The organism is Flavobacterium anhuiense, from assembly GCF_001705175.1.
Taxonomy (GTDB): Bacteria; Bacteroidota; Bacteroidia; order Flavobacteriales; family Flavobacteriaceae; genus Flavobacterium; species Flavobacterium anhuiense.
The window spans coordinates 4135261-4149392 of record NZ_CP016907.1; the positions used below are offsets into that span (position 1 = coordinate 4135261).

Annotated in this window: 6 protein-coding genes; 5 read left to right on the plus strand and 1 reads right to left on the minus strand. The window is 36.5% G+C overall.

Features of this window, described 5'->3' with window-relative positions:
• The first annotated feature begins 16 nt into the window (after positions 1-16).
• The 5 genes from amaB (at position 17) to BB050_RS17420 (ending at position 11567) form a co-directional block, all read left to right on the plus strand.
• Complete coding sequence (amaB, locus tag BB050_RS17400; RefSeq protein ID WP_066034471.1) at positions 17-1570, plus strand: L-piperidine-6-carboxylate dehydrogenase; 1554 nt, start codon at positions 17-19, stop codon at positions 1568-1570.
• Between the two features lie 69 nt (positions 1571-1639).
• On the plus strand, positions 1640-3646 hold the full coding sequence (locus BB050_RS17405) for an MGH1-like glycoside hydrolase domain-containing protein (protein ID WP_066034472.1): 2007 nt from the start codon (positions 1640-1642) through the stop codon (positions 3644-3646).
• Positions 3647-3880: 234 nt separating this feature from the next.
• The gene (locus tag BB050_RS17410; protein ID WP_083219865.1) at positions 3881-6013 is read left to right on the plus strand and encodes a beta-galactosidase; all 2133 of its coding nucleotides are present in this window, start codon (positions 3881-3883) and stop codon (positions 6011-6013) included.
• 135 nt (positions 6014-6148) lie between these two features.
• On the plus strand, positions 6149-8446 hold the full coding sequence (locus BB050_RS17415) for an aminotransferase class III-fold pyridoxal phosphate-dependent enzyme (protein WP_066035216.1): 2298 nt from the start codon (positions 6149-6151) through the stop codon (positions 8444-8446).
• Positions 8447-8615: 169 nt separating this feature from the next.
• Complete coding sequence (locus BB050_RS17420) at positions 8616-11567, plus strand: FAD-binding and (Fe-S)-binding domain-containing protein (RefSeq protein WP_066034474.1); 2952 nt, start codon at positions 8616-8618, stop codon at positions 11565-11567.
• Positions 11568-12075: 508 nt separating this feature from the next.
• Here the strand turns inward: BB050_RS17420 and BB050_RS17425 are convergent.
• Positions 12076-14127 carry a hypothetical protein gene (locus BB050_RS17425; protein ID WP_206352860.1) on the minus strand — a complete coding sequence of 684 codons (2052 nt, stop codon included), beginning with the start codon at positions 14125-14127 and terminating at the stop codon, positions 12076-12078.
• Positions 14128-14132: the final 5 nt, after the last annotated feature.

Below are 14132 nucleotides of genomic sequence, written 5' to 3' on the forward strand. Positions count from 1 at the left end.
AACTAAAAAGTTTATAATGGCAATTGAAGAATTAGAAACTACAATAAAAGAAGCTTTAAAAGAATTAAACATAAAAGACATAAATGAAGGAACTTCAACAGGAATGAATAATTTTTCAAGTGGAGAAATTCTAGAAAGTTATTCTCCTGTTGATGGAAAATTGATTGGAAAAGTTAAAACAACAACAGCAGCTGATTATGAAAAAGTGATGGAATCGGCTAATGAAGCTTTTAATCAATTCCGATTAATTCCTGCGCCAAAACGTGGCGAAATAGTACGTCAGTTTGGTGAAAAATTACGCAAGAATAAAGAAGCGTTAGGAAAACTGGTTTCGTACGAAATGGGTAAATCTTTGCAGGAAGGTTACGGAGAAGTTCAGGAAATGATCGATATCTGTGATTTTGCGGTTGGGCTTTCGCGTCAGCTGCACGGCTTAACTATGCATTCGGAGAGAGCGGGACACAGAATGTATGAACAATATCATTCTTTAGGAGTTGTAGGAATTATTTCTGCATTTAATTTTCCAGTAGCCGTTTGGGCTTGGAATACCGCTTTGGCTTGGGTTTGCGGAGATGTTTGTGTTTGGAAACCGTCTGAAAAAACACCGCTTTGTGCCGTTGCCTGTCAAAATATTATGGCAGAAGTGATAAAAGAAAACAATTTACCAGAAGGAATTTCGTGTTTAATTACGGGAGATTATAAAATAGGAGAGTTGCTGACTAATGATAAACGTATTCCGTTAATTTCGGCTACAGGTTCTACTAGAATGGGTAAAATTGTTGCGCAGGTAGTTGCAGGACGTTTCGGTAAATCATTACTAGAATTAGGAGGAAACAATGCCATCATTGTTACGCCAGATGCAGATTTGGAAATGACGATTATTGGTGCCGTTTTTGGCGCCGTAGGAACAGCTGGACAAAGATGCACTACTACACGTCGTTTGATTATTCATGAGAGTATTTATGATAAAGTAAAAGAAGCTCTTGTTTCAGCATACAAACAATTGCGCATCGGAAATCCGTTGGACGAGAAAAATCATGTCGGACCTCTTATTGACAAACAAGCAGTTGAATTGTATAATGAAGCTTTGAAAAAGGTTGTCGGGCAAGGAGGAAAAATTCTGGTTGAAGGCGGTGTGCTTTTTGGTGAAGGATACGAAAGCGGTTGTTACGTAAAACCCGCCATTGCAGAGGCTGACAATTCATTTGAAATTGTGCAGCACGAAACTTTTGCGCCTGTATTGTATTTGTTGAAATATTCTGGAACGGTTGAAAATGCTATTGCAATCCAAAATGATGTGGCTCAGGGATTATCGTCTGCGATTATGACAAACAACTTAAGAGAAGCCGAATTGTTTTTATCAGTTGCTGGTTCTGACTGCGGAATTGCAAATGTGAATATCGGAACATCTGGCGCTGAAATCGGTGGTGCTTTTGGAGGTGAAAAAGAAACTGGAGGCGGAAGAGAGTCTGGTTCTGATGCTTGGAAAATTTACATGAGAAGACAAACCAATACAATCAATTATGGTGTTGGCGTGGCATTATCTCAAGGTATAAAATTTCATTTGTAAAATGAATTTTGCCAGTAAAATAACAAGTTCTATATTTAAATAAAAAACACTTCACAAAAATGAAATAACATGTACAAAAAGAAATTTTTTTTGATTCTTGTATTCTTTTTCATCATCTCGTCGGGCTGGTCTCAAAAAGGCTTTTCCATTTTAGAATCAGCTAAAAACAGTATCAATTTTAAAGGAAATCCAACAAATGCTACAGACAGAAAATCTCTCGCGTTTTCTGATAAAGGCGCTTGGTTTGCTTTCGGATTTTTAGATGCTTCAAATGTTCAAGCAGGATTTTCGGGACCTTTTTTAATGACCGAACAAAACGGCGTTTGGTTAAGCTCTTCTTTTGTTTCATTGCAATTAAAAGACGAAAAAGGCCAAGATATCATCGACTGGAAAAGTTCTTTGGTAGTACAAAACAGTTATAACAGCCATTTAGAACAGCAATTTAAGAATGAAAAATTAGATGTAAAACAGCAATTGGTATTTTTATCAGGTCACACTGTTCTGCAAAGGACAAGCATTACAAATAAAAGTGCAAAGCCAATTACGCTTTTTCCGTCTTATAATGCTTCTCTTTTTTTAGATGATTTGCAATTGTCTAATGAGAAAAATACTTTAAGAATTGTTTCTTCAAAAAGCATAGCGGTTGGTTATATTCAGTTTCTAAAATCAAATCCAGAAATTGAAATTACCAAACAAGGATATAAGGCACAAACGGAGAAACTGGTTTTAAAACCAAATGAAACTAAAGAAATTGTAGTTTCACAAACTTTTATTTTTCCGCAATATTCTTGGAAAACGGAAAACGAAACGATACAGAAAACGGTATTCACTACACTGTTAAACAACACACAAAAAGAAAAAGAAAAACAGCTGGCACAACTTATTGCCAAAAAGAAAAACATTTACAAAGATCACAGTTATTCAGATTTGATTGCAAAATTGGTGCTGACTTTACAGAACAACACCAGAATTCCAGCAGAAGGATTGAAACATGGCGGTCTTTTTCCGAGTTACAATTACGAATGGTTTCATGGTTTTTGGGCTTGGGACAGCTGGAAACATGCCGTTGCAGTAGCCAATTATGATGCCGAATTAGCCAAAAATCAGATGCGTGCTTTATTTGATTATCAGGATCCTAATGGTTTTATTCCAGATTGCGTTTACAGAAACAATCTTCTTGAAGAAAATAATTATCGCAATACAAAAGCGCCACTTGCTGCTTGGGCTGTTTGGAAGATTTATGAAAAAACAAAAGATGATAATTTTATAAAAGAGTTTTACCCAAAGTTGACTTTATATCACAATTGGTGGTACAAAGAACGCGATCACGATCAAGATGGTTTATGCGAATTTGGTTCGACAGACGGAACTGTGATTGCCGCAAAATGGGAAAGCGGAATGGATAATGCTGTACGTTTTGATGATAGCAAAATCTTGAAAAATGGCGAAAAAGCGTATTCATTAGATCAGGAAAGCGTTGATTTGAATTCGTTCTTATTTGCAGAGAAAAACTATCTCAGTAAAATGGCATCAGTTTTAAAATTAAATGATGAAGCTAAAAAATGGATGAATGAAAGTGATGCATTAAAACTCAAAATTCAAAAGCAATTTTGGGATCAAGAAACGGGTTGGTTTTACGACACAACAATTGATGGCAAAACATTGATAAAAGCAATGGGATGCGAAGGATATTGTCCGATTTGGGTAGAAGTTGCTACCAACGAACAAGCCAAAGCAGCAAAAAACAATATGGTTGATCCAGCGAGTCTGAACACTTTTGTGCCTTTGCCAACATTGGCTGCTAATCACCCAAAGTTTAAACCAGATAACGGATATTGGAGAGGACCTATTTGGCTTGACCAAAGTTATTTTGGCATCAACGGATTAGAAAAGTATGGATACACTAAAGAAGCAAACGAACTGGCCTATAAACTGATGCACAATGCGGAAGGCGTTATGGACAAAGGAACTTCTATCAGAGAAAATTATCAGCCCGTAAACGGAAAAGGATTGGAAGCTTACAACTTTAGCTGGTCTGCTTCGCATTATTTAATGCTGCTTTTAGAGGATAAATAACGAATGGAATTCAGTGTAATCCCTACGGGATATTTTTATCTCGATGATCAAGTTTTTTACCAATATTTAAATCCTAAAGGATTATTTTACAGAGATTATATTGGCAACAAGTAATCTCGTAGAGATTAAATATTGGTAACAAATAAATCTGTGTACAGTATTGTCCCGTAGGGACTGTATTAAATTTGTAAACAACAACAACAACAACAACAACAACAACAACAACAAACTAACATGTCTAACCACAAAACTTTAACCAAAATTATATTAGCAGGATTGCTTATGGCAAGCTGTAATTTAACACCTGTTTTTGCTCAGAACAAAAAAGGGGCAGTTTCAGAAAAACAGAATCCGCAACGTTTTTTCTCCAAAGCTAATTTAATGGAGATTGGAGTTTATTATTATCCCGAACAATGGCCCAAAGAGCAATGGGAACGCGATTTAAAAAACATCAAAAAACTGGGTTTTGAGTTTACGCACTTCGCTGAGTTCGCATGGACTTTTATGGAACCAGAAGAAGGGAAATACGATTTTAAATGGTTGGACGATGCTTTGGCTATTGCCGAAAAACAAGGATTGAAAGTCATCATGTGCACACCAACGCCAACTCCGCCAGCATGGATGGGAGAAAAATATCCCGAAATTTATCTGGTTGATGCAAGCGGAAGACGCAGAGAACACGGCAACAGAGCCAATCAATCTGTTTCTAATGAAAAATACAGAGAATTTGTGGCCAAAATTGTTACTGAACTTGGTAAAAGATACGGCAATAATAAAAATGTTATAGGCTGGCAGGTTGATAACGAACCTGGTGCGCCAGACGATTTTAGCCCATCAGCACAAAAAGGATTTCAGAAATGGCTTAAAGCGAAATACGGAACAATCGAAAAATTAAATGCTGAATGGGTAGCCAGTTTCTGGAGCATTAGATATAATAATTTTGAGCAGATTGCGATTCCAAATGCAGAGATTTATTTTGAAGACAAACTAAGTCCGCATGCTGTTTTAGATTTTAAGCGTTTTACAGCAGATTCTCAAGCAGAATATTTGAATTTGCAGGCAGAAATACTTCGCAAATATATTGATCCAAAACAATGGATTACGACCAATTATACCAATGTAGTTTACGGAGCAGATCCTAGAAGAACAGATAAAATGGATTTTGCAACTTATACGATGTATCCTGTAAGTGGAAGAAACAATTTAGGTGGACAAAATTTTAGAATGGGACATCCTAATAAAATTTCAGAAGCAAATGATTATTACAGATCCATAAATGGCGTTACAGGAGTAATGGAAATGCAGCCGGGACAGGTAAACTGGGCAAGCATTAATCCGCAACTGCTTCCGGGAACAGTCCATATGTGGATTTCTCAGGCTTTTGGCGGCGGCTGTTCTTTTACTTGTACGTACAGATACAGACATCCGCTTGGAAGCAGCGAAATGTATCATGACGGAATTGTGGGAACAGATGGCGTGACTTTGACAACTGGCGGTAAAGAGTTTGTACAGTCAATTGAAGATATGAAACTGCTTCGCAAAGAGTACAATCCAAAAGCGGTTATTCCACAGGAAATTGAAAAAAGAAAAACAGGATTCTTATGGAGCCACGAAAATCTGTGGGATTTAGAAAACCAAAAACAAACCGAATTTTGGAGTACTTGGAGACATAGAAACATCTATACTTCAGCAGTAAAATCGACTGGTGCGCCAATGGATTTTATCACAGAAGAGAGCGATTTTTCTGCTTATCCGTTCATCGTTGCGCCAGCATATCAATTAATTGATCAAAAACTGGTGGACAAATGGACGAAATACGTTGAAAATGGTGGAAATTTAATCCTTTCCTGCCGAACTGGACAGAAGGACAAAAATGGTCATTTCTTCGAAGCTAAGTGGAGCGGACCAATCGTGCCTTTAATTGGAGCAGATGTCGAATTTTTTGACATGCTCGTTGAAGATGTAAACGGAACTATAAATGCTGGAAACAATACTTATAAGTGGAATGTTTGGGCAGATGTTTTAAATCCGAAACAAGGAACTGAAGTTTTGGCTTCTTATGCCGATCAGTTTTACAAAGGCAAAGCGGCGGCGATTACCAGAAAATTAGGAAAAGGAACCGTTACTTATATTGGAGCTGAAAGTAAAGACGGAAATTTGGAAAGACAAATAGTAAGAACTGTCTATGAACGCGCAAAAGTTGCCATTGAAGATTTCCCAAAAGGGGTATATGTAGAATGGCGTGACGGTTTTTATGTAGGTGTGAATTATACTAATGAAAGCATAAATCTGCCAATTCCTGCAGGAAGCAAAATATTGGTAGGGAAAAATCCATTAGAACCAGCTCAGGCTGTAATTTGGAAATAAAAGTTTGCCACGAATAATTTTTAATAAAATTGCCATGAATTACACTAATTTACACGAATTAAAGACTTGAAAAATTAGCGCAAATTCGTGCAATTAGTGACTAAAAAAAAACAAAAACAATTTAATAGAATAGCAATGATTTTTTCAGAAACAGTTATTCAGGACTTGGTAAAAGAACATTACGGATTAAATGTAGCCGTAAAAGCATTAAATGGATATGACGAATTGAATTTTCTCTTGTCCGATGACAAAAATGAAAAATACATTCTCAAAGTATCAAATGAGAGTCATTCATTTCCATTTTTAAAGGCACAAGCTTCAATTTTGAGGCATCTTGGCAATAGTGCTATTTCTGATTGTTTTCAGCATTTTTGCCTTAATAAAAATGGTGAGGGACTGACTGAGATACTAACAGATTCCCAAACCTATCATATTAGAATTCTCAACTTTCTGGAAGGTACTTTTTGGGTAGACGAGAAGAACAAAAACAGCGAGCTCCATTATAATCTAGGTTCTTTTTTAGGTAATATGGATGCTGTATTAGCTAATTTTTCGCATCCAGCAATGCATCGCAATTATACTTGGGATATTAGCCGTGCAAGTGAAGCAGGCGATAATTTAAAGTATATTCTAAATCATGAAAGAAGACGTATTGCGGGTTATTTTTTATTGCAGTTTGACACCGAAGTGCCGCCGCAGTTGCATCGTCTAAGACACGCCTATATTCACAATGACGCAAATGATTATAATGTTTTGGTGAAAGACAATCGCATTAGCGGACTGATTGATTTTGGCGATATGGTTTACACGGCTTTAATCAATAACCTTGCGATTGCCTGTGTGTATGCGATGCTTGATGAAGAAGATCCGTTAGCTGTAGCGGCAACCATTGTCAAAGGATATCATAATTCGTATGCGCTTACCGAACAAGAATTGGATCTTTTGTATTATTTAATTGCAGGAAGACTTTGCATTAGTGTGACACAATCTGCTTACAATGCATCGTTAGATAGTAACAATGAACACCATTTTGTTACCGAAAAACCAGCTTGGGATTTGTTATATAAATGGATAAAAACAAACCCAATCAAAGCGCAAGATACTTTTAGAAAAGCATGCGGTTTTGATGGATTAATCAATGATAACGATTATTCTGAGCTTCTTGAAATTAGAAAACAGAAAATAGGAAGAAATTTAAGCATTGGTTACAAAGAAAAATTAAAAATTGTAAAAGGAGCTTTGCAATATTTATATGATGACAAAGGAAGAACTTTTGTTGATTGTGTAAATAATCCATCGCATGTTGGACATTGTCACCCAGTTGTGGTTAGAAAAATGCAGCATCAAATAGCGACTTTAAATACAAATACCAGATATTTGAATGACGCCATAACGGATTATGCGCAAAGGTTGACGGCAACTTTACCTGAAAAACTAAGCGTTTGTTATTTTGTCAATTCGGGTAGTGAAGCCAATGATTTGGCTATTCGTATGAGCCGTCATTTCACCAAACAGAAAGATATTATCGTACTCGATCACGCTTATCACGGAACTTCGACAGTGGCAATGGAGATGAGTCCATATAAATTTGACAGCAAAGGCGGTTCTGGTCAAATGCCTTGGATTCATAAAGCAATTAATCCAGATTTGTATCGAGGTCCTTATAAATATGGCGATGCAGAAGCAGGAGAAAAATATGCTGCAGATGTACAGCTAATTATCGAAAATTTAAAGAAAGAAAATAAGGCGCCAGCAGTTTTTATCTGTGAAACTTTATTAGGAGTTGGCGGTCAAATTCCCTTGCCAGAAAATTATTTAAAAACAGTTTACGACTACGTTCGTGCAGCAGGAGGAGTTTGTATTGCAGATGAAGTTCAGGTTGGTTTCGGAAGAATTGGCGATCATTTCTGGGGATTCGAATTGCAAAATGTAGTGCCAGATATTGTTGTTTTAGGAAAACCAATAGGAAACGGGCATCCGTTGGCGGCTGTAATTGTAACCGAAGAGATTGCAGAAGCTTTCAATAATGGCTTGGAATACTTTAATACTTTTGGCGGTAATCCTGTTTCTATGGCTACAGGATTGGCTGTTTTAGATGTAATTCAGCAGGAAGAAATGCAGCAGCATGCATTGGAAACTGGTAATTATTTGATGGATGGATTAAAAAAATTAATGCATAAATATCCTATCATTAGTGATGTTCGAGGACACGGATTATTTATTGGAGCAGAAATGGTTAAAGACAGAATTACCATGGAACCCGCTATTCCCGAGATAGATATTGTAGTCGAAAAACTGAAAGCAAAAGGTTATTTGTTAAGTACAGATGGACCTCTGCACAATGTTCTAAAAATAAAACCGCCAATGCCATTCAATAAACAAAATGCTGATGAAATGGTGCAATTACTTGATATTGCATTGAGCGAATTATAGTTTTCTAAATACATAGAAACATAGGTTTTTATCTTAAAAAAAAGGCGACAAAAAAGAAACTCGTTTCTTAACACATAACTATGTGTTTTCATGCGAAGTGAAACACCTCTCACACACAATAAAAATCTATGTTTCTATGTGTTAAAACAAAAGTTAACAACTATTAAAAATGAATAATAATAATATCCTTTCCAAAAGTTCTATTAATCTTACTTTTTTAGAAAAGCAATTAGAAGGAAAATTATTTTACGATCATACCATGCGTCTGCTTTATGCAACAGATGCAAGCGCTTACAAAGAAATGCCTTTGGCTGTAGCCATTCCGAAAACCAAAGAAGATATTCAGAAAATTATTGCTTTCGCAAAAGAAAACAAGAGCAGTATCATTCCTCGTGCGGCTGGAACTTCATTGGCTGGACAAGTGGTTGGAAACGGAATTGTGGTCGATATTTCGCAAGAATTCACCAAAATTATTTCGGTAAATCAGGAAGAAAAGTCGGCTTGGGTGGAACCTGGAGTAATTCGCGATGAATTGAATCTTCATTTAAAACCGTATAAACTTTTTTTTGGACCAGAAACCTCTACCAGCAATCGCTGTATGATTGGCGGAATGGTTGGAAACAATGCCTGTGGAGCCCGATCTGTTGTGTATGGATCTACTCGCGAACATGTGCTTGAAATACAAGGATTTTTAGCAGACGGAAATGAAGTTGTTTTTGGCTCTTTAACTAATAAAGAATTTGAAGATAAATGCAATGGAATTAATGTAGTGAGTCCCTTAGAACAGGAAATTTATGTTCAAGCCAAAGAAATATTATCATCTGAAAATAATCGAAATTTATTTGAAGCTAATTTTCCTAAGAAATCAATTCCGAGAAGAAATACAGGATATGCTTTAGATTTATTGGCAGACAGCAGTCCGTTTAATGGTTCTGATGAAAAGTTTAATTTTTGTAAACTAATTGCTGGATCTGAAGGAACGTTGTTTTTTTCTACAGCCATAAAACTGAATCTGGTTGATGCCTTAAAACCTTATTCAGCTTTGGTTTGTGTTCATTTTGAAAGCATTCATGAATCTTTAAAAGCTAATATTGAAGCGCTGAAATTTAATCCAGATAGCGTGGAGCTGATTGACCATTATATTTTGGAATGCACCAAAGAAAATATCGAACAAAGTAAGAATCGTTTTTTTGTGAAAGGCGATCCTCAGGCTATTTTAGCGGTCGAATTTTTAAGAGATTCACAAGAAGAAATTGATAGCATTGCCAAAGAGATGGAAGCGCTAATGCGTTCTAAAAATCTCGGATATCATTTCCCCATTGTTTATGGTGAAGATACCAATAAAGTTTGGGCATTAAGAAAAGCAGGATTGGGCTTATTGTCTAATATTCCAGGTGATGCCAAAGCAGTTGCAGTAATTGAAGATACAGCAGTTGATGTAAATGATCTGCCAGATTTTATTGAAGATTTTAATACTATTCTAAAAAAGAGAAATCTCAACTGTGTGCATTACGCACATGCTGCAACAGGCGAGTTGCATTTGCGTCCGATCATAGATTTAAAAACTCATGAAGGGACGGCACTTTTTAGAACTATTGCAACCGATATTGCGCATTTGGTAAAAAAATACAAGGGTTCTCTAAGTGGAGAACATGGAGACGGAAGGCTTCGAGGCGAGTTTATTCCGCTAATGTTGGGAGATGAGATTTATGAATTATTTGTTCAAATAAAAAAGGTTTGGGACCCGTGGGATGTTTTTAATCCGGGGAAAATCGTGAATACTCCTCCTATGGATACAAGTCTGCGATATACGGCTGGACAGGATACGCCAATGCCTGAAACTTATTTCGATTTTTCGGAACACAACGGAATTCTTCGTGCCGCCGAAATGTGCAATGGATCTGGCGATTGCAGAAAGACAGAAAAGAGCGGAGGCACAATGTGCCCAAGTTATATGGCTACCCGAGACGAAAAACATACTACAAGAGCGCGTGCCAATATGCTGAGAGAAACCATTACAAACTCAGTAAAAGCCAATAAGTTCGATGATGAAAATTTGTTGGAGGTTTTAGATTTATGCTTAAGCTGTAAAGGCTGTAAGTCGGAATGTCCTTCAAACGTAGATATGGCAAAATTGAAAGCAGAAACTTTGCAGCAACATCATGATAAAAACGGCGTAAAATTTAGATCAAAACTGATTGGAAATACGCCAAAAATAAATCAGTTGTTTGCTTCAGTTCCGTGGATGTATAATTTGTCAACCAAAGGAATTCTCGGAAATTGGATTAAAAAAAGTACTGGTTTTGCTGTAGAAAGGCAATTGCCTTTGATGCATAAAACTACTTTTGGAAAATGGATAAAAAGTTATAACCAAATAGGTGATTTTAGAAATGGAAATGTCTATTTGTATAATGATGAATTTCTCAACTATTATGATGTCGAAATAGGGCAGACGGCCGTAAAACTTTTGAATCAATTAGGGTATAAAGTTTTGATTCCTGAAATAGGAATAAGCGGAAGAACATATCTCTCAAAAGGAATGCTAAAAGGGGCACGAGAAATTGCAGAACAAAATATTATAGATTTTGAAAAAGCGATTCCAAGTGATGGTATTTTGATCGGAATTGAACCTTCGGCGATACTTTCATTTCGTGATGAATATTCTGATTTGTGCCGTGGAGATTTAAAAGAAAAAGCAAAAAAAGTAGCGACTAGAACTTTCCTGATTGAAGAATTTCTGACTCAAGAATTAGAAACTGGGCGTATTACATCGGATAGTTTTACAGAACAGACAGAAAGAGTTCGCATGCATGGGCATTGTTTTCAAAAAAGTTTATCTTCTTTAGTGCCACTTAAAAAGATACTTTCACTGCCAAAGAATTATACAGTTTTAAATATTCCAAGCGGCTGTTGCGGTATGGCAGGTTCTTTTGGTTACGAAAAAGAGCATTATGATATTTCGATGAAAATTGGAGAACTGGTTTTGTTTCCAACAATTAGAAAAGAAGAATCAGTCACTTTAATTTCTGCATCTGGAACGAGCTGTAGACATCAAATTGCGGATGGAACTGGGCGAAAAGCATTGCATCCGGTAGAAATATTGTTTAAGGCTTTGAAATAGAGATAGATTTATTATCGTTCTAATATTCTGTAGAGGCGCACTGCAGTGTGTCTCGCGCACGTTTGTCCTCAAAGATTTTCCTGTTGCACATATACTGAGCGTAGACTCACTGCGGTGCATCTCTACAGATATACTGTATGTATAAAATAATCTGCTAAATCTGCAAGATTTGCGGGAGGCATTTTTATTTATTTTTTTTCTCTCGCAGATTTAGCAGATTTTTTTGTTTAAATCTGTATATAAATCTATTGATAATAAAAAACAAATCTCCTTGATACATTGGGCGTAGACGCACTACGGTGCGTCTCTACAGATATGCTGTATGTATAAAATAATCTGCTAAATCTGCAAGATCTGCGGGAGGCATTTTTATTTATTTTTTTTCTCTCGCAGATTTAGCAGATCCTATTGGTTTAAATCTGCGTGAAAAAACTACTCGAATAAAAACAAACAAACCTCCAAGATATATTTCGGAGGTTTGCTTCAAAAACAATAATTAAAAAAAAAATTATAACTTAATATTTATGGTATTACCATCTTTAATAACCTTATTGATCGCTAGTTTTTTTCCGTCAGTTATTTTTAACTTTAGATTTTTGCCAGCTCTTTCAACGGTAATATCAAAATCACGTTCAAATGCATGAATATGCTTTAGTTTCATAGTAGACCAAGATTTAGGAAGTCTTGGCGTAAAATCGAAACTGTGTAAACCTGTCGGGCGAATACCAAATAATCCTTCTGTAAAAATTCGGCAATACAGACCGCTTTCAGCCGAAAGGTGACGCTGATCGCCTTCTGGATATGCTTCTACAGGATATGGCACGTGATCTCCCAATAAACGTCGGTTAGAATAATAATGCAAGAAATCTAGCGCTTTGTCTGTTTCTCCTGCTGCTAGAACGCCTCTTAAAGCATACAAAGTAGAACGATCCCAGAATATTTTATCTCCGGCAACACTTGCTAAACCATCTTTAGTCCATAATCTAGAAGAAAATAAGGCATCTATAGTTCCGTCTTTTCTATCATAAATTCCCATGGTAAGCGGAGTACAGATCCAAGCTCTTAAAACATCATTTTCTTTGTAATATTTGTACGTCTCAAAACCTTCAACTTTAGCCCCAAAATACTTTTCTATAGCAGTTCTTAATTTTTCAGCTTCCGCTTTATATGCTTTAAGCTGTGTTTCGTTTTTTCCTAAAAACTTGCCTAGATAAACGGCAGAATGTAATGCATCATAATACAAAGAAGAAGTATTAAGATTGGCTTTTCCTGCAGGAAGGCGCCCTTCCAATTCATCAGAATCTGAAGCGACTACGCCGTCAGCATTTATTTTTCTGTGGCAATGTTCTAAACACCATTCAATTAATGACCATAATTGTTTTGCTTCATCAGCATTTCCTCTCGAAAGCGCGTAGCGAGCAGCTCCGTAAGCAATCATAGCGCCATCTCCGCGATCTCCTGCACCTGCCCAAATATCTGTTCCTTCAGCAACAATCGAACTCGGAATAGGTTTATAATCTTTATTCATGAATTTGGCAAACTGAAGATAAGCATTTAAGGATGCTTTATTTCCATATTCATATCCTAAATAAGGAAAAAATGGACCAATATATTCCGCTTGATCGTTTGCCCAAATGGCAGCGTAATACGATTCTCCGCCTGGACCGTGCATTGGACCGCCTTTGGTTTCAAAAATACTTTCAGCTGCTCTGATTTTCGCGAAAGCAAATTCGGTATTCAAAACCTGATCTGGCGTTTCCAAAATCAATTTGCTCCATATTTCACTGATCAATTCTAAGCGTTTGCTTTTTTCTTCTTCAGCATTTACAGTAGGAACTGTTTCGTTTGCTTTAACGCCCGAATAGATAATAGAAAAACTTACAGTTTCATTAGGTTTCAGATTAAAGCTTCCATTATTAATAAGGTCTGCATGTATGGCATAACTGCCTTCAGTTCCTTTAGCAGCATCTGTAGCATAAACCGCATTCGATTTTGGAATTTCTACAATGCAGTTTTTTTCTGAGCTGTTTTTAATGGTATAAATTTCGTTATAAACCGCCAAAGCCGTAGAAGGGAAAAATTGCCTTGTAAGCTCTAGATTGTCTGTTTTACTCTTAACTAGTAAGGTTCCGTTAAGTGTTAGTGAAACTGTTTTTTCTGCAGGAATTGGTTTGTAATTTACGGTTAGCAAATCAAATGCATCTTGCGCAAACTGACGCGTTAAAATCGCATGCGTATTATTCGGAATGGTTCTCAGCATTGGCCAAACCAAGCTGCGGGTTGCATGAAATGAACCGTCTGCCGCAACGCCATATCTTAGAACACATGAGATTCTTTTACCGCTCATTTCGATATGATCATCATGCGGAATGCTATTGTTTATTTGCCAAGAAATAGAACCGTCGGTATTAATTTGCCAACGTTGATCTTCTTGTGAAAATGCTGTATTTGCTATAAAGCATAAAGCAATAAGAACCAATAAAAAGGATTTAAGTTTTTTTCTAGAAGATATCTTCATAGCGTTTGATTTTAAATTGTATCCATTGTATGAGTAGTACATTGGAC